This window comes from Vibrio alfacsensis, assembly GCF_019670485.1.
Taxonomy (GTDB): domain Bacteria; phylum Pseudomonadota; class Gammaproteobacteria; order Enterobacterales; family Vibrionaceae; genus Vibrio; species Vibrio alfacsensis.
The window spans coordinates 1,260,852-1,281,277 of record NZ_AP024166.1 but is presented as its reverse complement, the minus strand read 5'-3'; the positions used below and the strand labels follow the sequence as shown (position 1 = coordinate 1,281,277).

The window sequence follows — 20,426 nt, the reverse complement described above, 5'->3', positions numbered from 1 at the left end:
ATCACTTTTGCTCGAGCTAGGTTTTAACAAAGGACTGCTTAGGTTGTTTTTTGCCCATGATTGAAGTGGTGTTCTCAAATAATCCGTACCATTCGGGTTATGGCGAGACCAAAGCACCAGCATTAATGCGCTCTGTTGCCAAGTTATTGGCTGACAACAAATAGATGATGAGGATACAAAAAGCACACGTGAGGTGTGCTTTTTCATTCGATTAGCTCGGTCACTGGCATTACTTAACTTGCAGTATCTCAGCCAATCCGCCGGCGTTATGAATGTTTGTGAAGCCTTGTGACTGCAAGTATTGATAGGCTTGCCCTGAGCGATTGCCGCTGCGGCAGTAAAGGACGATATGTACGTCTTTATCAACGTTGGCTAAATATGTGTCTAACTCTGACAGTGGGTAATTGACCGCGTTGTCTAAATGACCATCCGCAAACTCTTGTGGCGTACGAACATCAACTATCATTGCGCCTTGTTCAATAAGCTGCCAACCCTGCTCCGCCCGCTCGGAAGCCAGTGCAGTTGAGTGAAGTAATCCAGTACACATTAGCATTAAAGCAAGAGTAAATAGTCGCATTAAAAATTGCCCTCGAACGACATAGTTATGTAGCTGTTTTATATAGCATAATGTTGAGTATTAAGACGAACTACTTTTCTTGAGCGTGCTGAGATATCACCGATTCATTTTCGCCGTCGTGTTCGTCGTCACGTTTTTGTTTCTCGTGCATAGCCTCAATCAATTGGCGATCCAGTTCAGCAAAGAATCTGTCTTCTTCTGCCTTACCTCGAAGACGGAGTTTTTCAGTAAAATCCATGAGTAGGTCTCCTACTTGGTATACCACTTTAAGTATAGACACTGAGTTTTTTAAGGCAGGCTGAATCAAATAAAAAGAGCCCTCTAGGGGGAGAGGGCTCAGGGGAGGAGCTTAATCAGGTTTAAGCTCGAATTAGATTGGTTGCATTTTTCATTGCTTCTTTCGTTGAGCATTCCACAACATTCGCATTTGCAAATCGGTGTGCGTCTTTCACTTGAATATCGTGAGCAAGAATCACCAATTTCGCGTTTGCTACATCTAGGTCCGTGATGCGATTCTGGATGCCGTTTTGACCTTGCGTTTCCACTTTGATCTTGATGCCAGCCGCTGCGCCTGCTTTTTCAAGTGCTTTTGCCGCCATGAATGTGTGTGCTACGCCTGATGGGCAACAGGTTACTGCTACGATGTCGTACTCGCCTTCGCCTGCTGTTGGAGCCGCTTGAGTTTGTACAGGTGCTGCTTCTGCGATTTCGTCTTCTGCTTCTTCTTCAGCGACTGGTTTCCAGAAGCCAACGATAACTGCTGTGGTGAGTGAGCCTAGCGCGATACCAACTACGTACATCGGAATGTTGCTTGATACTGGTGCCGTGATCAGGCCACCCCATGGTGCGTGTAGCAGGATGTCCGTTAGGAAACCAAACACACAGCCAACAATACCACCAGCAACGATTGATGGAAGAACGCGCATTGGGTCGTTTGCTGCGAATGGGATAGCGCCTTCAGAGATACCGATAGAACCCATGATTGCAGCTGCTTTACCAGCTTCTTGCTCTTGCTTAGTGAATTTCTTCTTGAATAGGAATGTGGCTAGTGCCATGCCTAGAGGAGGCGTACAGATAGCGATACCAACACCACCCATTAGCCATGGTTGAGTGTCAACTTGAGTTTGAGCGAATAGCGTCGCTACTTTGTTGATTGGACCACCCATGTCGAACGCTGTCATACCGCCAAGAATAGCACCTAGAACCACTTTAGAAGCGCCAGCCATAGAAGCTAGGAATTCGTTCATAGAAGCCATGAAGATCTTGATTGGCTCACCGATACCCCAAAGCACGATACCTGCAGAAATGAGAGTACCAATTAGTGGGTAAATGAAGTACGCGCCAAGAGCCGTCATGTTGGTAGAAAGAGGGATCTTCTTAAGTTGGAATACCACACCACCGGCGATGAAACCTGCAACGATACAGCCAAGGAAGCCACCGCCCATGTCTGCCATGATGCCAGAAGAAATCATGGCTGGAGCAAGTGCTGGTTTGTCTGCAATTGAGTAACCGATAAAGCCACCCAGAATAATTGGAAACAGTACCAGACCTTTAATACCGATATTAGAAATATCAGCCAATAAACCATCGGCAGGTACCGCACCTTTACCAGATGCCATTACCGCTAAAGCCAATAGAACACCACCGGCAACGATAAACGGCAACATGTGAGAAGTACCAAATAAAAGGTGACCTTTCATGGTGCTTAAGAGTTTTTTAAAATCGCTATTATTAGTAGCTTGAGCTGTTAGGGTACTCATAATTCTACGCCTTATGAATTAATTAAAATATTTAGTATTTGATGTTCGTCTTTTGCGTTATGGATATCTTCAATAAACTCTTCGCTAAATTTTCCGAATAATTCTTGAAGAACATAAATATGGTGATCCGCGCCATTGTCTGGAGACGCAATCATGAAAAATACGGTTGGTTTGATGCCGTCTTCATCGTTGTATTCGATCCCATCACGCTTTACGCCAACAGCGATGGCAGGCTCTGTGACCGCTTTGCTTTTTGCGTGTGGGTAAGCGATACCGTCCATTGACGTGACGCTTAGCGCTTCACGGATTTCAATGTCGTTTAAAAATGCTTCTTTGCTATTGATGCGATTATTCTCAAATAGCATTTGTGCTAGTTCTTCAAACACTTCTTTTTTATTTGTTGCTTGAAGGTTGTTATTAATTAGGCTGACGTTTGTTAGTTCGGTAATCATTTTTAACTCGTTGGTACTGAAGTAATGAGTTAAATTTAGTGAATATGGTTAATTTCGGAAATAGTAAAAAAAATCCAATAACTATATTTTTGTATCACTCGATATTAAGTGTGATAGACGTCATCAATATCCCTAACCAGCTAAGAGAGATGTTATGTGATGAATATCTCGGATAGTTAAAGATTTAGGATAAAGGGTACAAATTTAATTGGCTTAGAAAACCAGAAGTCTGAAAACAAGAAAACAAGAAAACAAAAGACAGATAGAGATATCAGTAAAGTGATGATGGTCTGTTTGGATACCGTTCCCCTGTGCCTAGTCGTATTTGAAGAGGTACCGACAAAGGGAAACCTGTAGTCAGAAGTGCGAAGAGTTGAGACGAATGAGACTGTTAGGGTTTATTTGGGTTTTTATACTTGTGCAACAAATCGAGTGGGATATGACAGTAGTCACCCGGAAAGCGCGTCAGTCGATCTTGATGTTCATTGTCACTCGGTACATAGTTTTTCAGTGGCAGTACCTCTACGACAATTTTATCGGCATCTTGTCTTTCGGCAATGAACGCCTTGGCAAACGCGAGATGTTGTTGATTTTGGCTGTAAACGCCTGTTCGGTATTTTTCACCGATGTCATCACCTTGCTTATTGATGCTGTAAGGATCAATGATTTCAAAAAAGTAGCTCATTAATGTACTTACGGATACCTGATTTGGGTCAAAGCAAGTCAGTACACACTCAGCGTAACCATCATATGCTGAGGACGTTGAGCTTGTTGTACCATTTGCCCGTCCGGCTTCAGTTTTCATTACCCCCGGTAGATGACGCATAAACTCTTGAACTCCCCAAAGGCAACCGCCCGCAAAGTAAATTTTTTCCATCGAACTGTCCTGTTAATATTTTTCTCATTATGTCAATTGTAGCGACCTCAACACAACTCCAACCATAAAACCGGAACAACTCATGAGCAATCTGCTCTCTGTTTTACCCCGCTTTTTCTCGGTACATTGAGTGCCATACGAAACAAAGGATACTGATATGAAAATTGAACATATAGCGATTTGGACAGAGCGGTTAGAAGAACTCAAAGCATTTTATGTAAACTATTTTAATGCTGTGTCTAATGACAAATACCATAATCCAACAAAGCAGTTCTCTTCTTATTTTCTTTCGTTTGAAAGTGGATGTCGGCTTGAACTTATGTCAATGGACAGTGTAAAGGCTTGTGAGAAATCTCATGCAATGCAAGTGACGGGACTCGCTCATTTTGCTTTTTCGTTAGGTTCAGAACAAGCGGTTGATCAGCTGACGAAAACTCTGATTGAAGATGGCTACCAGTGGGTAGATGGCCCAAGAAAAACCGGGGATGGGTACTATGAAAGCTGCATCTTAGATCCAGATGGAAATCGGATTGAATTGACGGTTTAGGGGACTTTCTGCTCGGACTTTGTTAGTAATCGTGAGGGTGAAAATCCGGTGACTAACATTGTCCCTGTAAGCACGAGTATCGTACCTAGTATCGTATTTAACCCGACAGGTTCATCTAAAATTAAGTTACCCCACAAAATTCCAAACACAGGAACCAAAAACGTAACGGATAAGGCCGATGCAGGCCCTACTTCAGAAACCAGCTTAAAATACAGTAAGTATGCCAACCCAGTACAGACAACGCCAAGCAGGACAACCGTGCTCCATTCAAAGGCAGAAGGTTCTGCACGCATAGGAATGAGTGGTAACAGCGGAAGCACCCAAATGGTTGCAGCCCACATACTGCCATGTGCGTTATTGAAAGCGGGGACTTGAGGGGCATTCTTTGTGTAGTTGGTCGCAATGCCATAACTGCACGCCGCCATTAAACTCGCGGTAATCGGCAGGATAGATTCTTTGCCTATTTTCGCAGCATCCCAACCAACTAAGACGGCAACGCCAAGAATTCCTAAGATCATGCCGAGTATGGCATGTGAATTGAGTGGGCTGCGATACCAAATAAATCCAATGAGAGCCCCCCAAATCGGAGCGGTTGAGTTAAGAATCGATAAAGTTGATGCATTTAAAGTTTGAGCTGCATAAGCAAAAAACAGAAATGGGATTGCTGAATTGAACAATCCAATGATGAGATAGTGTTTGGCGTGGCGAAGAAAAGAGAGTCTCTTTTTTAGATAAAAAGCGATCAGTAACAATGCTATTGCTGCAAAACCAACTCGAAATTCTATGAGGTAGGCTGGACCAAAAGTGTTGGCAGCGACACGCATAAACAAAAAAGACCCACCCCAAATGGCAGCAAGGCAAAGTAAGCGAACGAAACTGGCGGCGGTCATGATATATCCTTGTTTGAAGTCTCTAGCATTAATTATTTTTTTGATGTGTTTAGCGTGAAGCAAACAGAGGGAATGAGCAATATCAAATATAGCACCAGTTCCGAAAGTGACTGATGGTTTACGAGGTTGAATAGAAAGAATAGATGTAGAGTAATTACTCTAGTAAGAGTAAAGTGCTAATCACTCAAATTGTTGAACTCAGAGGAAAGACTCGATGAGGGTTAGATTGACGTCTCAACTTAGTAGACTTGCTTTGTTGATAGTGACTGCTTTTCAAGCACATGCTGCTGTTGTTTTACCGCTTTCTCCAGAACAAAATGCACATCCTTACCCAGTGGAACGAGTTACGCAGCTAAGATCAGCAGACCAGTTGATTCAAACATTTGAACAAGATGATTATTGCTTAAAGACCGTATTGAAAGATAACACGTTACCTCGCTACTTTGTCGAAAACTTACCGAGAGACCTTAATCACCTTCCGGTTGAACAAAAAGTATCCGGTTTTATTCGTTTGCTGTTACCGACTATTGTTGCAGTTAATGAGCAGTTACTTGAGGTACGAAAAGAACTCAATCAATTATCCCAAAAGCCCTCTACGAACTGGTCGGTCGAAGAGCAGCACTGGGTGGATAATATGAGAGCTTCTTATGGAATCAAGTCTCAAGATATGGAACAGTTATTGTTGCAAGTGGATGTGGTTCCAATAGGAATGGTACTGGCTCAGGCCATCGATGAAAGTGGTTGGGGTACGAGTTATTTTGCGACAATCGGGAATAATTTATACGGTGAGCATCTTTCATCCCGCGGTGGTAAGTACCTGACAACACCAGGGGGACATGTAAAAGTGTCTGCTTTTGATAATCTTTACGCGGGTACAGCCAGCTACATGCACAACTTAAATAGTACGAGAGCTTATAAGAAGCTTTGGGAAATGCGTAGAGCTTTGCGCCAAAAGCATGAATTAACGGGATATCAACTCGTGGGTAGCTTGGTTGATTACTCAACTCGTGGAGAGGCTTATGTGGAAAATTTAAGAGCCTTAATTAAACATCACGACTTAGACCGATTTGATCACGTCGTCTTAGATGAACGTCGATCCAAACTATTTCACTTTGCTTCGAAGTAATATTTAGTTCCCGTCACATTAATAAAGGCTATGCGTAGGAAGCTAAAGTTAAGGTAGGGAACTAAAGTTATGTGTGGAAAATTAAAAGCAAGTAATATCAAAAATTTGGTTTTAATGCATGTGTCGAATAATTTGTTGGATAACGTGCATATCAAAATGTACCCACTGATTAAATAAGTGCATTGTGTTGGTTATGAGGCGCAAGATTTTAAACTCAAGCTAAACTCAAAACTAACACAAACAACAGGGACTTATTTTATGAAGCTAGGTACATTAATTGCTACTTGTGTTGTTTTCTCAGGCGGAGCCATCGCGGACGAATTAACGGTCGAAATGATGGATTTGGGAACAGACCAATCAACGGGTACCGTCACGATTGCTTCCAGTGAGTATGGCACGGTATTTACGCCGAATCTCAAAGGCTTACCTGCGGGTGCTCATGGTTTTCATATACACGCCAATGGGTCTTGTGAAAGCAGTGAGAAAGCGGGAAAAACGGTGTTAGGTGGCGCAGCGGGTGGTCATTACGATCCGGAAAATACGGGTAAACATGGTTTTCCTTGGACAAATGACAACCACTTAGGCGATCTACCAGCGCTGTATGTCAATGCCGAAGGAATGGCCCAGCAACCCGTGTTAGCACCAAGAGTGGCATTGGACGATGTCAAAGGACGAGCTTTGATGATTCATGCTGGTGGCGATAATCATTCTGACCATCCAGCAAAACTTGGTGGTGGTGGGGCACGCATTGTGTGCGGTGTGATTAAGTAAATCAGCCTCTAATTTTTATAGATTAAAAAACGGTCCACATAAGTTGGACCGTTTTTGTTAGCAATAGAGCAAATGACAATAAGCCACACTACGCGAGATTTTCTACGACGATTTCGTCTGCATTGTCGACAAATATTGCCCCTTTGCTTTTTAACTCAGTAATGACGGCATCGACATTGTTTGGCAATACCGCACGACTTGAAGCAAGGTTTACGATAACGTCAAAGCCAAGATCAAGAGCCTGTTCAACGGATTTCTTTACGCAAAAATCTAGAGCTAGGCCACCAATAACAAGAGTGTCGATTTGGTTGATCTTAAGGAACTCATTGGCACCAGTGGTTTTGGTATCTGCCACATCATGAAAGAAGATTCCGTAAGGGTGTGCGTCTGGGTCCATTCCTTTATTTACTTGAAAGTCGTATTCCAGTACTGGAGGTAAACCATCGAGTAATTCAGAACCGGTTGTGCCGAGTACGCAGTGTCGATTCCATTTGATATCAACATTTGGCAACCCAACCGGTTCGAGCATGTTTGCAGGCGTTTCAGCATCCCACGCGGCTTTAGGCGGGTGTAAATCGCGACTCACCAGCTTTAAACGACCCTTTGTATGGTTATTTAGCAGTTCTGGCACGATGTCTAGTGCGCCGGCAACTGGCAACTCATTTGGGCACAACTCGGTAAAGCCTTTTTCAGGGTCTACATCAATAACGGCGGTGGTTTGGTAGTTAACTTGAACTGTCATGGCAGGTTCCTTATCTGTCGTTTAGCTTGCGTTAACCACGCAAACAGTTTTGGAAAAAGGTCACTTCATTATTCGTCAATGTGTACACCATAGCGGGTTTGCCGCCTTTTCCTTTGTTGGTGGACGCGACTTTGTTGGTGGCTTTAAGCACGCCTGAATCAACCAGACGACGCTTGATCGTCATACGGCTAATATCGATACCAAATTCTTGATATGCAGAGATGATGTCCGCGACTAAGAATTCTTTATCTAAAGCAAACAGCAAAACCGAAGTGTACTCAATGGAGGCTCGCAGCTTTTGCCAAGCCTTTTCAATGGTGTTTTGGTGATCAAACGCGAGGGTTTCTTTCCCCTCTAGTACGTCTTGTAACTTAAACCATTTGAGCTGAGACTCTGAGACGCCTGCATTGTTGATTTGTTCGACGTTGTTACGGTCAACTAAAGCGTAATGGGTGATATTTAAGCTCCAGTCTTCCGGGTCTCGTTTTGGATCGCCGTCGATAAAGGCTTCACTAAAATGTCGAGGATAGGTGTGGATTTTTTCGCGGCAAATACGACGTCTAGCGGCCTCAAAGTTTTCATCGGCAGGGCGTCCACCCTCGTGGGTCATGTCTTTATCAAATACGAATCCCCCCGGTAATGCCCATACTCCATGATAAGGGCGTTCAGGGTTGGAACGTTTGATCAGCAACACTTCCAAACCTGTATCGGCGTTGCCTGATAGTCTGAATGGAATAATGTCGACAGTCACGATCATGATGAGGTCCTGAGAATAATTTGTAAGTAATCTAGCGCATAACAACGGAGGGTTCAATGGGTAAGTAACTAATAGTTAGAAACGTCACCGAAACAAAAAACAGATCTACCGGTAGATTGACCATTAGTCTCTGATTATCTTATCCACAATGTCTGTGGAAAAAGTGAACGAAAAAACCTTATAAAAATGAGTGGTTAGTAACAAAAGTTGACAAACTGTCTGCACGTGTTTATTGTTTACGCAATTAAGTTAGTAACAATAAGTTATATACCAAAGTTAGCCTTGTGAAGAACCATTCTTAATCAGGAGTGGAAAAACAATAAGATACGGTTTGATTCGTACAGAGGGCATTGGGGTATAAACGAAAAAGGGCGTGTAGAAGGGCTCCGAATGAACACCAATTTATTTTCGTCTCGCATCATTCAAAGTGCGTTAGATTTCGACGTATACAAAGTGAACATGATGAGCGCTGTTGCGGCGTTGTATCCCGATGCGATGGTGTCATACAAATTTATCGTACGTAGTGAAGAGGATCTTTCTGAATTGCTACCAGAGGTAAAAGCGGAAGTTCTGAAACTGCAAGATATTCGGTTTTCTGCTGACGAAATTGAGTACATGAAAGGCGTCGCGCCTTATTTAAACTCGGCATTTGTTGATGGTCTGCGCGCATTTCGGTTTAACCCTCAACGTGATGTTTCTTTCAACATTAAAACGATGGCGGATGGTTCTAGCCAGTTGCGCATCACTATCAATGGCCTGTGGAAAGAAACCATTCTTTACGAAACCATCATCATGAGCATTGTATCGGAAGTTCGTAGCCGCTCTCGTTGGTCAGATATCCCTGTAGAACAGTTCCAGTCGGTACTAGAAGACAAAGTTCGTCATTTAAAAGCAGAATTGAAACGTCGTAACATCACTAACTTTAAGTTTGCCGATATGTCGACTCGTCGTCGCTTTTCCTTCCAAGCGCAGCGGTCAATGCTCGAATTTTTAAGCCAAGCCTTACCGAATAACCTAACTGGCACGAGTAACTACCACTTAGCCCGTGAACTCGGACTAACGCCAATTGGTACGGTGGCTCATGAATGGTTCATGGGGCATCAGGCGCTCGTTAATGTGCGTGATTCACAGAAAGTCGCATTACAACGTTGGCAGAAGATGTTTAATGGTGCGTTAGGTATAGCGCTGACGGATACCATAGGTATTGATGCATTTCTTAAAGACTTTGATGAAGAGTTGAGCCATGCGTATGCAGGTGTGCGCCATGACAGCGGATGCCCTTATGCATGGGGTGAGAAGATGATTGAGCACTATCAGTCGCTTGGTATTGACCCGATGACGAAGACTTTAGTCTTTACCGATGGTTTGAACTTTGAGCAAGCATTGGATATTTGTGAGCATTTCCAAGATCGCGTGCAAGTGAGCTTTGGTATTGGCACGTCTCTGGCGAACGACATGGGTGAGTACACGAATGCGAATGGCACGAAATATAAGCCTTTATCTATCGTGATTAAAATGGTGACGTGCAATGGCTCTCCAGTGGCAAAAATCAGCGATGAACCTGAAAAAGCCATGTGTGAAGATATCTTTTTCTTGATGAATCTAAAGCGACGTTTTGAGCAACCTTTAGATCTAGAAGAATGTCGACAGTTGATAGATCGCCTTGAAAATGAGGGTGATAATTACCTGATTGACGCATAAATTAAGCCGAATTAATGCACAGACTGAGCTGGATTAATGGATAGACAAAAGCATCTATCTCAGTACGAACTTAATCATCACCCTCTATGGTTTCGATAAATTTATATCGGCAATCTTAGAGGGTGATTTGGTTATAGTACAACCAAAGACAAATCAGGAATGAATGATGAATTTGGTTGTCCACTTGCAGAAAAAAACGATAAGAAAGCACGGATACGAGCTCGCAACGCGTCAAGCGTGGAAATGTGGCATCAAAGCGAATCTTGTTAAGCGTGTAATTGGTATTTATAAAGGCCAGATCGTCTGTACGGTGGAGGGATGCCGTGCTGAACTTTCCTCACCACTCAACAATCCATTGCACGATGATGAAAAGCAGGGGCGATACGTCTTTGTCGGGGGAATTTTCTGGGAGCCAAATAACATCATCGCACCGGGATTTCCTGATTTTATGTTTATGCATTTGCGAAATTTAACGCATCGTCATAAATACTTGACCGATGATGAACTGTTTTTGAGTTTGGCATAATTCGATGACCAGTCTGTTTCTTAAATCATTGCTCGGCGCCGCTGCAGTGATGATCATTGCACTGCTTTCAAAGTCGAAGAGTTTCTATATTGCGGGTTTAATTCCGTTGTTTCCGACGTTTTCATTGATCGCCCACTTTATCGTCGGAACAGAACGAGATATGCAAGCCCTGCGTGATACCGCATTGTTTGGTATTTATTCCTTGATTCCCTATAGTGCTTATCTGATTTCCGTTTTCTATTTTAGCTATCGCTTAAGTCTAGTGGGCACCTTAACTGCCGCAACACTCGTTTGGGTTGTCTGTGCTTCGATCCTGCTTGTCTTTTGGACGCGTTGGATGGTTCCTGCTTAGTTTTCTTCAGCCTAACTTTCTTTTTAAGCCTAACGCCAATTTGGCTTTCTCAGTCGGCGTTGTGTCAATTGACGTCGCTCCTATCGAGAATTGACTTATTTCTTATAATACATCGTTTTTTAACCTCAGAATGACATAAGATTTATGATTCGCTGATGTTTGTTTTTTCTCTCGATTTACCATTGGTCCAAGCAAAGTAAAATTTACTGGAACTAAATTATGAATATAAAATCGATTGCAATAGCAACGGCAGTGGTAGCAGTATTAGCGGGTTGTAAAGATAAGACGCCGCCACCACCAACAGAAGCAAACATCACTTTGGTCGAGGCGGTAACAGAAACGGTGAAAAACCCTCACCAAGTCTGTAAAGACGTCGTCGTGACTCACCGTGTGCAACCAAAAGACGAGAATAAATTGCTTGGTACGGTTGGCGGTGCAGCAGCAGGAGCGGCATTAGGAAACCAAATTGGTGGCGGGTCAGGAAAAGTGATCGCTACTGCGGCGGGGACGATTGCAGGCGCATTAGCGGGCCGAGAGATCCAAGATAATGTGCAAAAAGGCGACGTAGTAACAACGACGGAAAAGCAGTGTCACACAGAATACACCACATCAGAAAAAGTAACAGGTTACAACGTAACGTACAATGTGGCTGGCGTGCCATCAACCGTTCGTTTAAAAAGTAAACCTGTAGGTACTACATTCCCTATTCAAGATGGAAAAGTCATACTACCACAATAATCAGCCGTGATTTTTCAATGGATTAACACAGAGCAAAGCGCCCTTTAGCCTGACTTTCGAACTAAAGGGTGCCTATTTAGGGTGAGAACGCTCTGATTTGTTATTTATCAGCAAAATAGTCGACCAGTGTTTTTCGCCATTTTCGCGACTCTCTGATCTGGAGAAGTGCTCGATTTATCTCTTCTTCATAAGTATTGTTTTCAGTGAGAATAAACCCGTAGTTTTGTTTCTCAAGTTGGTAGGGTAGCACTTCTAAATCAAGGTATTGGCCAGAAGTTCTACCATTCCCGATCATATACTTTAGCACCACATCATCTGCCACAATGGCTTCCACTTCGCCTCGATCCAATGCCTCAAGTAAAGATGACATATCGGTATAGTTTTCATGACGAATACCAAAACTGGTGAGCAGTATTGAAGAAGTCGTTGCGGTTTTGGTTCCGACCTTTACATTGGCAAGATCGTTAATGCCTCTGATCTGGGAATGTCCCTGACTGAGCGTAAGCTTACTTGCTAGAACTGCAGTGATACTGGCAATAAACAATGTACTAAAAACGGCAATGAAAACCGTAATGACTCGGCCAGTCAGTGTTTTGAACTCGAAATAATTGAAGGGGCCGCGAGTGATGAACAGTAGCCCTAAGATAAAGCTCTCAACCCAACGTCCTAATCGACTTTGCATTGAGTAGAGCTTGTCATTATTCCCTTGCTCTAAGTTGTAAAAGAAAGCGCCAAGTAACCCTGCTATTAGTAATATTCCGCCGACAAGTAACCATAATCCCCCGTTAGAAAATATTGAAAGGAAAGTATGGAGATAGCCTTGATTTTTAATGGCAATAGCAAGGTGTGTCTCGTAAAACGAGTGTGAAAAGTCTGCGAAAAGTTCTCTATCAGGGGTGATCGAAATACAAGATACGCCGATGTCAATTTGTTCTTTTTCGATAGCGTCGAGCAGTTCATTGAGCGGGTAATGCTGGACTGAAAACTCAACATTCATTTCGTCAGCGATGTGTTCCCAAAGTTCAATGCTTAAGCCATTTAACTTGTTGTCGAGTGAACTAATCACAAAAGGTGGACAAGGGTAGGTGCCAACTTTTATCGAAGAGGCAAAAGTGGTGGTACTCACAAAGCTAAAGAGAAAGAGTAATAGGCAAATCCAGACTTGGCGCATCGACTGTAATACGTTTGGCATGCACAGTACCTCTCTGATAAGAGGCAGCGAAGAATCGTGTTGAGGGAAACGAGTCTCCCAAAGTTTAAAGACGTTCAGTTGTTAGGAAATGATAACGAATTCAATACTGCCCTAGTGTTGTTATTTACTTTCTTAACTATAGCAGTTGATAGGGGCAGTCATTGCCCCCTCGCTTTTCTATCTCTATTTCTATTCCCGGTGCTTTGGTCTTGCTGCTTATGCCACAGGGGCATGATTGTGTTTGTGCTCTTTTGCTGCTTGTTCTCGTTTCTGCTTTTTGCGTTCCCGTTTGGATAGCCAAATAAGCGGCACAACAATCATTACGGTCCCAATTGCCATAAACACATCTGGCACTTCTCCAAACCAAAGAAACCCAACGATCACTGCACCTATTAGCCCGCTGTACTCAGCACTTGCAATTTTATTGCTTTCGATAGAACGATAAGCGAGTACACACGTAGCAGCATACATCATAATAAATAAGCTCGATCCTGCGGCAACGGGGAATGAGCTCCAGTCCCACGTTTCACCCTCTATAAAAACCAGCAAGAGTGAGACAGGAATACCGGCTAGGTTGGTCATCAACAGTGTGTGTGTTACGGATTGATTCTTTGGGAGCTTGCGGATCAACAAGTTGTTGATAGCGAGTGTGATAGCAACCACTAACGCAGACAACGCAGCCCAATCAATCTGATTCGGGCGAATAATGACAAGTACGCCAGCGAAGCCCATAACAGCCGCGATAATTGATTGTGCGGAGAGTTTTTCCCCAAAGAAGATTGCAGCCAGTGGCAACATAAGCAAAGGGGCGGCATAGAAAATTGCGTTGGCAGTCGCAAGCGGCAAAGATGAAATGGCGATCACCATGAAAGTCGCACCAGTTAACCATACATGTGCGCGGACAGCATGCCACTTAAAGCCCTCCATTAAAGGACTCTGTTTTGTTAACAGGTATACGGGCAGTAGTATCATGACGGCAGAAAGCTGTCGGTAAAAGACAAACTGAAAAATAGGTACTTCGTTGCCCACACTTTTGATCAAAGCGTCTGAGAGTACCGCAATAAGATTACCAACAATTAATAGCAGCATAGCTGCGCCGACAGATGTGACTTTCACTTTTTCTTCTCCTGTAACTTTGCCAAAGAGTAGGTGATGACATAGGATGAAGTGAAGTGATATTTATTAGTTAAAGTATGAGATTTTTAGATAATGAAGTTGCCGCCATTAAGATCCGTGCATTGCTTTGAATCGGTTGCTCGTAATTTGAGCTTTTCCCTCGCGGCACAAGAGCTCAATGTGACCCAAAGTGCAGTCAGTCATCAGATTCGTTTGTTGGAAGATTACCTTGGCGAGGCGCTGTTTATCCGTCAGGGGCGGAAACTGTCTTTGTCGGATGTTGGTACTCGTTATCTAGAGGATATTAGCCCTGCCATCAGTGCAATTGCGATCGCGAGCCAGAAAGTACGAGAGGGTGAGAAAGGCAGTCTACGACTCGCTATTTATAGCTCTTTGGCTGTAAAGTGGCTGATCCCGAGGTTGGCGGACTTCAAACGTTTGCACCCTGATATTGACCTCACGCTGAACATGGTCGCCGGTGACCCTGACCAAACAGACAGTGTTGGGGATTGTTTTATAACCGTGCAAAAGCCAAAGCGCAATTACATGGCAGTGCGTCTGTACGATGAAACGCTTTATCCTGTTTGCAGCCTTAACCTTTGGAAAGAGATACAAGAGCAACCCATACCAGACGTATTTTGGCGATACCCGATTTTGTCTACCGATTCAATTTATAGAGAACGAGGAAAAGACTGGTCCCAGTGGTGCAAAGTAGGTGGCTATGAATTACCAAAGGATGTGGACATGCAGCATTTTAGTCATATGTTATTGGCAATCGAGGCTGCGAGATACGATCAGGGTATTACGTTTGCAAATGACTTTATGTTGAATGAGCGCGATAAAGCGCAAGACTTGGTTTACATTCCATCTCACGGTTTAGAAACCGGAGATAGCTTTTACTTTGTTCATAAAAAGAATCGAGTAAGGCAACCCGAGATCATCAAGTTGACTAACTGGCTGAAGCAGCAGTGCTTGTAAGCAAAAGGCTTAGAATCTCATTTATATCTTTAAGTAAGGATTTTTATAAGACAAGCTGGGTTGCAAATAAAATCCGAGCTAGGGGATGCTCGGATTTTTCGTTACCAGAAGACGGGGGCTTATTAGTTATTAGCTGTTAGTTATTACTTATTGGCTATTGGCTATTGCTGTTTGCTCAAGTTATAGAACGATGCTAAATCACCCGTGGCCTTTTCTCCATTCATATCAAGTTTCATCAGAATGTTTTCGCCAACAAAGTACTGGTTGGGTGCCGACTCATCAACAAGCGTAATGGTGCTTCCTGCCGCGTTCCAAGTAAATTGGCCGTTTGATGAAAATTCACCATCTTCTTTGCCTTTATAAACTTGTTTAAGTGTGTAACTGCCATCTGTGTTTAATGTCAGGGTCGTTTCAATTCCCTCACAATCAGCACAAGGTAACAGGCCTTGATAAGTGCCATTCCAATCGAGAGCATTCTTTGAATTATGTGCCGTATCCACAAACGTTTCTGTTGTGATCACTTGCTCATCTTCTATCGGAGTGACATCCACACTTTCTTGTGTTTCAGTAGCTTGAGGAGCATCAATTACAGTGGTGTCAGTTGGTTTTTCGTCCTGACAGCCAGCCAAAATAAATACAGCACTGGTCAATGCTAACAATGTCTTTTTCATTTCAGTCCTCTTTGAATAAACGGTGTACATGCTCTGCCACCTAGGGATGCTTGGTTTAGCAAATATTATTAAAATAATAGATCGCTATTACGAAACTGAGTCAATATTACGTAAGTCATTATCGCTTTTTTGTCAGAGATTTGCGTGAACCGTCAGTAAGCGGCAAAGTCATGGATGCGCATTTGTTTCTCAGAGCTAGAATCGCAGGGAGGGGCGGACATAAGAAAGGCTCATCCCTATGAGCCTTTTCGGTACATCCGGAGAGGTTATGAAGCCTTATCCATTATCGGGGGCTTTTTTGTTGCTTTCTCAGCGGCGCTATCTACTGAATCATCAGAGAAGATTTCAGCAACAGCACTTCGCTCGAGTTCCCCTTGTAAGTTGCCATCATCGTCTACGACTGGTAATGAGTAATCACAAGACATGGTGTCAGGAAGTACATGCTCAATCACTGAATCAGGCGAAATCACCGGCACCTCTTCATAGATCTCTTTGTCGAAAGTTTGCGTAGAGCTGTCTTTGGCTGCGTCAAGGAGGCTTTCTCGTGTTAGTACGCCTTGGAAGCCATCATCGGTGACATGATAAGCGTAGTCTTGTTTCACTCGCTTCATTTCTACCAACGCTTCTTCAATCGTGGTGGCTGTTATTCGATATGCCGGTGGCTTCATCACAGTTTCAACGGTTAATGCTCGCGCACGATTGACGTCTTTAACAAAGGCTTCCACGTAGTCATCAGCAGGGTGGAGCAAGATTTCATCAGGTGTCCCTTGCTGTACTAATTCTCCATCTTTCAAAATTGCAATTTGATCGCCCAAGCGCAGCGCTTCATCTAAATCGTGAGTAATGAAGATAATGGTTTTATGCAGCTTTTCTTGTAGCTCAATCAGTTGATCTTGCATTTCACTGCGTATCAGTGGATCAAGAGCTGAAAACGCTTCGTCCATAAGCAGAATTTCCGCATCAGTAGCGAGTGCTCGAGCAAGGCCGACACGTTGTTGTTGCCCTCCAGAAAGCTGCGCTGGATATTGATTTCCGTAACCAGTTAGGCCAACAGTATCCAACCATTCATTCGCTTTGATTAAGCGGTCTTCTTTCTTGATTCCCTGAATTTCTAAACCATAAGCCACGTTGTCTATCACCGTACGATGAGGCAATAGACCAAAGCGCTGAAACACCATTGACATTTTATGACGACGGAATTGTTCTAGCTCATTGGTCGAAAGTTTCATGACATCAATGCCCTCGACCAAAATCTGGCCCATTGTAGGGTCGATGAGGCGGTTGAAGTGTCGGATCATTGTGGACTTTCCTGAACCGGACAACCCCATGATGACGAAAATCTCCCCTTTATTTATCTTAAGGTTGATGTCTTTTAAACCGACGGTGTGCCCTGTTTCAGCCAAGATTTCATCTTTGCTCTGACCTGATTTTACTTTGTCTATCACTGAGGTTGGTTTAGGACCGAAGATCTTGTATAGGCCACTGATTTCAATAAGAGGCTTAGTCATGCTTTAGATCTCCTAAGTGAGCTTGAGTGCGTTTTGCGTAGGCTTGCGATGCTCGATCAAACAAAATCGCAAGGGCGACAATAGCCAAACCATTTAATAGGCCAAGAGTGAAGTATTGATTGGTGATGGATTTGAGAACCGGTTGGCCTAAGCCTTTTACACCAATCATGGAGGCGATAACGACCATAGAAAGAGCCATCATAATGGTTTGGTTAATACCGGCCATAATGGTTGGCATCGCCAAAGGTAATTGTACTCCTAGTAGACGTTGTTTTTTGCTCGCACCAAAAGCGGTTGCCGCTTCCAGCACTTCTTTATCAACTAGGCGAATACCAAGGTTGGTGAGACGAATGACGGGTGGAATGGCGTAGATTACAACGGCGATCAAGCCTGGAATTTTACCAATGCCAAGCAACATAACGACGGGAATAAGATAAACAAACGCAGGCATGGTTTGCATCACGTCGAGCAGCGGCGTAACAATCGACTGAATGCGATTAGAGCGAGCCATGGCGATGCCAATCGGGATACCGAGTACGATGGCCAGCATGGTACAAACAGTAATAATACTGAGAGTCCGCATCGTATCTTCCCACATGCCAAAGTAGCCGATTAATATCAACGATCCGAAACAGGCGACAGCAAGCTTCCAAGAACGACTCGCTGCGTAGACTAAAGCGGTACAAACGCCGAGAATAATGACCCAAGGAGTGGAAATGAGGAGCTTTTCGAACCAAACAAGAAAGGTGAGAAGAGGGTCGAAGAATGATTCAATTAAGTCGCCATACTCACGAGAGAAATCGCGGTAGGCACCATCAAGAGTTTTACGGATGGTTCTGAGGTCTGAGCGATCCATTTCTGGGAATTCGCTGAGCCAAGTCGAGTCAGACATGTTTACTTCCTTTTTTTACCGAGGCTGAGATCAGCCTCGGCATACTGCAAATAAGGCATTCCTATGCCATTGATGTGTCTTTGCTATTACAGTGCACCTTGCACTTTTGTCGCGACATCTTGTGGAACCCATGTCGTCCAGATTTGCGGGTAGTTTTCTAAGAAGTGGAACATGGTTTCTTCACCATCCGCTTGGTTGTCTTCCATCCAAGCTAATAATTGGTTCATATCCGCGTTTGTGAAACCACGTTTCGTGAAGTAGTCGTATGCTGCTGGGGAGCGTGATGCAAATTCTTCAGTGGTGATGGTGTGTACTGGTGATGGTGGATACATAGTGACTTTAGGGGCATCACACTCGGCTTGAGTGGTACAATTGACGAATTCATCGACATTAACGCCACTACCAAAATCGACTTTTACCATGTCGTATTTACCAAGTACCGCCGTTGGAGCCCAGTAGTAACCAAACCAAGCTTGTTCACGCTCATACGCTTTTGCGATAGAGCCTGATAAACCTGCGCTAGAACCTGGGTCGATGACGTCAAAGCCCGCAGCTTCAAGATTCATTGCTCTGAAAAGGTTACCTGCACTGATTTGACAGTTCCAACCCGCAGGGCAGCTGTAGAATGCCGATTTGCTGTCATCTTCAGGGTGAGAAAACAGCTTCGCGTGCTTTTTAATGCCCTCAATGGTTTTGATTTCTGGGTATTGTTTCACGAGGTAAGCCGGAACCCAAAAGCCCTCTTCACCACCGTCTACTAATGCTTTGCCTGCGTAGCGTAGGCGTTTTTCCTCAACCCCTTTGTCTAACGCATCCTTAAGGCTATTACTCCAAAGCTCTGGTGCAACATCAGGTTGGCCTTTTTCGATCATTGATGTACCTGTCGGCATGGTGTCACCCGGTATAAGCTCGGCGTCACATCCATAACCGTGCTCAAGAATAAAGCGGTCCACGTTAGCAATCAGCGTGGCTGAGTTCCAGTTCATATCTGCAATTGTGACCGATCCACACTCGCTTGCATTTGCATTGGTCGCCAGCGCACCAATCGCGAATAGTAACGGTGTTTTGTAATTCATGTTGAGTTTCCTTTCTCTAATTGTCTCAATAATGTTAACCAAATAATCATTAGTGTTCAAACTAATAAGGTAACCATACGGTGAAATTATTTGTTAATTTTTATTATTGCTAGTTGAAAAGCTCTACGTTAATCGCTTAATAAACAAAGTTTTTTATTTGATGATAGTTTTGTATTGGTATGGAATTTGGTTTATCTGCCAATGCTTTTGTTAGATGTCTAATCAACATTTGCACTCTGTCATTGGTCAAAAAAGTAGCGTTCGATTGGATGCCATTTTGCAAACTAGGTTATTTGTACAAACTAAGTAATTTTGCAAACTAAGTTATTGGCATATGACAGAAACCTTTATTGGCATATGCCAATTATGAGCGTACTCTGAACAAGTTAGCCAAAGGAGGAGTTGTGGCGAGACCAAAAATAGAACGACGTATTTGTGGACGGGCGGCACATCATTGTTTTAAGCCCAACGGGATTCCATTTAACCAGCTGGATAAAATAGACATATTACCTGAAGAGCTAGAAGCGTTGCGTTTGGCTGATTTAGATCGATTGAGTCAACAAGAAGCTGCGGATCAAATGGGGATTTCTCGCCAAACTTTTGGTAATACGGTGAAGAGGGCGCGGTACAAAGTCGCAAAGAGTCTAGTTGAGGGTTGTGCATTGGTTTTTCCAGACGAGGAGTCAAACTCATGATTTATGCTATTCCAAATGATGGTGAGCGAGTCGCTAACCATTTTGTTAAAGCGCCATACATTGCTATTTTTTCCGATACCAAAGGTATGCTCAAGAACTTAGCGAACATTGCGGCGATGCCTCAAGCTGGCTGTAATGCGAAATCACAGCTAATTCAGTCGCTAAAAGAGTATCAAGTGGATGCAGTTTTAGTGAGAAACATTGGCGAGCGAGCATTAAATAAACTGTTGAAAAGCGGTAAACAGGTATTCAAACTATCAACGCGCAGTTCATTGGATGACGTGCTTGCTGTTCCCCGTATTGCTCTTGTTGAAGCGAGTCAAGGTCGGCCCTCTACTCATCACATGAAGAAAGGTGGTTGTGGTGGCTGTGGTAGTAAATCCTCGGCACCATCATTACTGCTTAATCCAAGAGCGAATAAGGAAAAGGCTTCTGGTTCCATTCGGCCAACTATACTGATAAAACACATCTCTAAGTAAGGA

General features: G+C 43.6%; 24 protein-coding genes. 10 read left to right on the top strand and 14 right to left on the bottom strand.

Annotated elements, in window-relative coordinates:
* Positions 1-229 precede the first annotated feature (229 nt).
* The 5 genes from VA249_RS20285 to VA249_RS20265 form a co-directional block, all read right to left on the bottom strand.
* The gene (locus VA249_RS20285) at positions 230-577 is read right to left on the bottom strand and encodes a rhodanese-like domain-containing protein (protein ID WP_221070735.1); all 348 of its coding nucleotides are present in this window, start codon (positions 575-577) and stop codon (positions 230-232) included.
* 70 nt (positions 578-647) lie between these two features.
* Complete coding sequence (locus VA249_RS20280; protein ID WP_211918620.1) at positions 648-815, bottom strand: hypothetical protein; 168 nt, start codon at positions 813-815, stop codon at positions 648-650.
* A 121-nt stretch (positions 816-936) separates the two neighbouring features.
* Entirely contained in the window at positions 937-2,337 is a 1,401-nt protein-coding gene (locus VA249_RS20275; protein ID WP_221070733.1) for a PTS fructose transporter subunit IIBC, read from the bottom strand.
* An 11-nt stretch (positions 2,338-2,348) separates the two neighbouring features.
* The gene (locus VA249_RS20270; RefSeq protein WP_221070731.1) at positions 2,349-2,789 is read right to left on the bottom strand and encodes a PTS sugar transporter subunit IIA; all 441 of its coding nucleotides are present in this window, start codon (positions 2,787-2,789) and stop codon (positions 2,349-2,351) included.
* A 391-nt stretch (positions 2,790-3,180) separates the two neighbouring features.
* The gene (locus VA249_RS20265; protein WP_221070729.1) at positions 3,181-3,666 is read right to left on the bottom strand and encodes a peptide-methionine (S)-S-oxide reductase; all 486 of its coding nucleotides are present in this window, start codon (positions 3,664-3,666) and stop codon (positions 3,181-3,183) included.
* A 157-nt stretch (positions 3,667-3,823) separates the two neighbouring features.
* On the opposite strand from VA249_RS20265, the gene VA249_RS20260 reads away from it, so the two are divergent.
* Positions 3,824-4,213, top strand: coding sequence for a VOC family protein (locus VA249_RS20260; RefSeq protein WP_221070727.1), 390 nt, complete (start codon positions 3,824-3,826; stop codon positions 4,211-4,213).
* Here the strand turns inward: VA249_RS20260 and VA249_RS20255 are convergent.
* A complete protein-coding gene (locus VA249_RS20255; RefSeq protein WP_221070725.1) occupies positions 4,210-5,103 on the bottom strand; it encodes a DMT family transporter in 894 nt (297 codons plus the stop codon). The genes VA249_RS20260 and VA249_RS20255 overlap by 4 nt on opposite strands.
* A gap of 214 nt (positions 5,104-5,317) precedes the next feature.
* Here VA249_RS20255 and VA249_RS20250 point away from each other — a divergent pair, with 214 nt between their 5' ends.
* Positions 5,318-6,229, top strand: coding sequence for a glucosaminidase domain-containing protein (locus VA249_RS20250; RefSeq protein ID WP_221070723.1), 912 nt, complete (start codon positions 5,318-5,320; stop codon positions 6,227-6,229).
* A 258-nt stretch (positions 6,230-6,487) separates the two neighbouring features.
* Positions 6,488-7,000, top strand: a complete 513-nt coding sequence (gene sodC, locus VA249_RS20245; protein ID WP_221070721.1) for a superoxide dismutase family protein — start codon at positions 6,488-6,490, stop codon at positions 6,998-7,000.
* 88 nt (positions 7,001-7,088) lie between these two features.
* Here sodC and VA249_RS20235 read toward each other — a convergent pair whose 3' ends face one another.
* Both VA249_RS20235 and VA249_RS20230 read right to left on the bottom strand, forming a co-directional pair.
* Positions 7,089-7,742 carry an isochorismatase family protein gene (locus VA249_RS20235; RefSeq protein WP_221070719.1) on the bottom strand — a complete coding sequence of 218 codons (654 nt, stop codon included), beginning with the start codon at positions 7,740-7,742 and terminating at the stop codon, positions 7,089-7,091.
* A gap of 31 nt (positions 7,743-7,773) precedes the next feature.
* Positions 7,774-8,499, bottom strand: coding sequence for an NUDIX domain-containing protein (locus VA249_RS20230; RefSeq protein WP_221070718.1), 726 nt, complete (start codon positions 8,497-8,499; stop codon positions 7,774-7,776).
* 390 nt (positions 8,500-8,889) lie between these two features.
* Between VA249_RS20230 and pncB the strand changes: the two genes are divergently transcribed.
* From pncB to VA249_RS20210, 4 genes are all read left to right on the top strand, one after another.
* Complete coding sequence (gene pncB, locus VA249_RS20225) at positions 8,890-10,200, top strand: nicotinate phosphoribosyltransferase (protein ID WP_221070716.1); 1,311 nt, start codon at positions 8,890-8,892, stop codon at positions 10,198-10,200.
* Positions 10,201-10,366: 166 nt separating this feature from the next.
* A complete protein-coding gene (locus tag VA249_RS20220) occupies positions 10,367-10,726 on the top strand; it encodes an acyl-CoA synthetase (RefSeq protein WP_221072259.1) in 360 nt (119 codons plus the stop codon).
* Between the two features lie 4 nt (positions 10,727-10,730).
* A complete protein-coding gene (locus tag VA249_RS20215) occupies positions 10,731-11,078 on the top strand; it encodes a GlpM family protein (RefSeq protein WP_211918642.1) in 348 nt (115 codons plus the stop codon).
* 219 nt (positions 11,079-11,297) lie between these two features.
* Positions 11,298-11,816, top strand: a complete 519-nt coding sequence (locus tag VA249_RS20210; RefSeq protein ID WP_221070714.1) for a glycine zipper 2TM domain-containing protein — start codon at positions 11,298-11,300, stop codon at positions 11,814-11,816.
* Positions 11,817-11,916: 100 nt separating this feature from the next.
* Here the strand turns inward: VA249_RS20210 and VA249_RS20205 are convergent, their stop codons facing one another.
* A complete protein-coding gene (locus VA249_RS20205; protein WP_221070712.1) occupies positions 11,917-13,008 on the bottom strand; it encodes a transporter substrate-binding domain-containing protein in 1,092 nt (363 codons plus the stop codon).
* A gap of 216 nt (positions 13,009-13,224) precedes the next feature.
* The gene (locus VA249_RS20200) at positions 13,225-14,124 is read right to left on the bottom strand and encodes a DMT family transporter (RefSeq protein WP_221070709.1); all 900 of its coding nucleotides are present in this window, start codon (positions 14,122-14,124) and stop codon (positions 13,225-13,227) included.
* Between the two features lie 93 nt (positions 14,125-14,217).
* Between VA249_RS20200 and VA249_RS20195 the strand changes: the two genes are divergently transcribed.
* A complete protein-coding gene (locus tag VA249_RS20195) occupies positions 14,218-15,102 on the top strand; it encodes a LysR family transcriptional regulator (protein WP_221070707.1) in 885 nt (294 codons plus the stop codon).
* Positions 15,103-15,263: 161 nt separating this feature from the next.
* Here the strand turns inward: VA249_RS20195 and VA249_RS20190 are convergent, their stop codons facing one another.
* From VA249_RS20190 to VA249_RS20175, 4 genes are all read right to left on the bottom strand, one after another.
* The gene (locus VA249_RS20190) at positions 15,264-15,773 is read right to left on the bottom strand and encodes a copper resistance protein NlpE (RefSeq protein ID WP_221070705.1); all 510 of its coding nucleotides are present in this window, start codon (positions 15,771-15,773) and stop codon (positions 15,264-15,266) included.
* Between the two features lie 266 nt (positions 15,774-16,039).
* Positions 16,040-17,281 (bottom strand): quaternary amine ABC transporter ATP-binding protein, encoded by a 1,242-nt coding sequence (locus tag VA249_RS20185; protein ID WP_221070703.1) that lies wholly within the window; start codon positions 17,279-17,281, stop codon positions 16,040-16,042.
* Entirely contained in the window at positions 17,274-18,173 is a 900-nt protein-coding gene (locus VA249_RS20180) for an ABC transporter permease (RefSeq protein ID WP_128813327.1), read from the bottom strand. Before VA249_RS20180 ends, VA249_RS20185 begins: the two co-directional genes overlap by 8 nt.
* Positions 18,174-18,259: 86 nt before the next feature.
* Positions 18,260-19,249 carry an ABC transporter substrate-binding protein gene (locus VA249_RS20175; protein WP_221070701.1) on the bottom strand — a complete coding sequence of 330 codons (990 nt, stop codon included), beginning with the start codon at positions 19,247-19,249 and terminating at the stop codon, positions 18,260-18,262.
* A 404-nt stretch (positions 19,250-19,653) separates the two neighbouring features.
* Between VA249_RS20175 and VA249_RS20170 the strand changes: the two genes are divergently transcribed.
* Together VA249_RS20170 and VA249_RS20165 are read left to right on the top strand one after the other, a co-directional pair.
* Positions 19,654-19,944, top strand: coding sequence for a DUF134 domain-containing protein (locus tag VA249_RS20170; protein ID WP_221070699.1), 291 nt, complete (start codon positions 19,654-19,656; stop codon positions 19,942-19,944).
* Entirely contained in the window at positions 19,941-20,423 is a 483-nt protein-coding gene (locus VA249_RS20165; protein WP_221070697.1) for a NifB/NifX family molybdenum-iron cluster-binding protein, read from the top strand. Before VA249_RS20170 ends, VA249_RS20165 begins: the two co-directional genes overlap by 4 nt.
* Positions 20,424-20,426 lie beyond the last annotated feature (3 nt).

Bases quoted from the DNA above. Each gene is read 5' to 3' on its own strand.
- VA249_RS20285 (WP_221070735.1), bottom strand. From the start codon at position 577: ATGCGACTATTTACTCTTGCTTTAATGCTAATGTGTACTGGATTACTT.
- VA249_RS20280 (WP_211918620.1), bottom strand. From the start codon at position 815: ATGGATTTTACTGAAAAACTCCGTCTTCGAGGTAAGGCAGAAGAAGAC.
- VA249_RS20275 (WP_221070733.1), bottom strand. From the start codon at position 2,337: ATGAGTACCCTAACAGCTCAAGCTACTAATAATAGCGATTTTAAAAAA.
- VA249_RS20270 (WP_221070731.1), bottom strand. From the start codon at position 2,789: ATGATTACCGAACTAACAAACGTCAGCCTAATTAATAACAACCTTCAA.
- VA249_RS20265 (WP_221070729.1), bottom strand. From the start codon at position 3,666: ATGGAAAAAATTTACTTTGCGGGCGGTTGCCTTTGGGGAGTTCAAGAG.
- VA249_RS20260 (WP_221070727.1), top strand. From the start codon at position 3,824: ATGAAAATTGAACATATAGCGATTTGGACAGAGCGGTTAGAAGAACTC.
- VA249_RS20255 (WP_221070725.1), bottom strand. From the start codon at position 5,103: ATGACCGCCGCCAGTTTCGTTCGCTTACTTTGCCTTGCTGCCATTTGG.
- VA249_RS20250 (WP_221070723.1), top strand. From the start codon at position 5,318: ATGAGGGTTAGATTGACGTCTCAACTTAGTAGACTTGCTTTGTTGATA.
- sodC (WP_221070721.1), top strand. From the start codon at position 6,488: ATGAAGCTAGGTACATTAATTGCTACTTGTGTTGTTTTCTCAGGCGGA.
- VA249_RS20235 (WP_221070719.1), bottom strand. From the start codon at position 7,742: ATGACAGTTCAAGTTAACTACCAAACCACCGCCGTTATTGATGTAGAC.
- VA249_RS20230 (WP_221070718.1), bottom strand. From the start codon at position 8,499: ATGATCGTGACTGTCGACATTATTCCATTCAGACTATCAGGCAACGCC.
- pncB (WP_221070716.1), top strand. From the start codon at position 8,890: ATGAACACCAATTTATTTTCGTCTCGCATCATTCAAAGTGCGTTAGAT.
- VA249_RS20220 (WP_221072259.1), top strand. From the start codon at position 10,367: ATGAATTTGGTTGTCCACTTGCAGAAAAAAACGATAAGAAAGCACGGA.
- VA249_RS20215 (WP_211918642.1), top strand. From the start codon at position 10,731: ATGACCAGTCTGTTTCTTAAATCATTGCTCGGCGCCGCTGCAGTGATG.
- VA249_RS20210 (WP_221070714.1), top strand. From the start codon at position 11,298: ATGAATATAAAATCGATTGCAATAGCAACGGCAGTGGTAGCAGTATTA.
- VA249_RS20205 (WP_221070712.1), bottom strand. From the start codon at position 13,008: ATGCCAAACGTATTACAGTCGATGCGCCAAGTCTGGATTTGCCTATTA.
- VA249_RS20195 (WP_221070707.1), top strand. From the start codon at position 14,218: ATGAAGTTGCCGCCATTAAGATCCGTGCATTGCTTTGAATCGGTTGCT.
- VA249_RS20190 (WP_221070705.1), bottom strand. From the start codon at position 15,773: ATGAAAAAGACATTGTTAGCATTGACCAGTGCTGTATTTATTTTGGCT.
- VA249_RS20185 (WP_221070703.1), bottom strand. From the start codon at position 17,281: ATGACTAAGCCTCTTATTGAAATCAGTGGCCTATACAAGATCTTCGGT.
- VA249_RS20180 (WP_128813327.1), bottom strand. From the start codon at position 18,173: ATGTCTGACTCGACTTGGCTCAGCGAATTCCCAGAAATGGATCGCTCA.
- VA249_RS20175 (WP_221070701.1), bottom strand. From the start codon at position 19,249: ATGAATTACAAAACACCGTTACTATTCGCGATTGGTGCGCTGGCGACC.
- VA249_RS20165 (WP_221070697.1), top strand. From the start codon at position 19,941: ATGATTTATGCTATTCCAAATGATGGTGAGCGAGTCGCTAACCATTTT.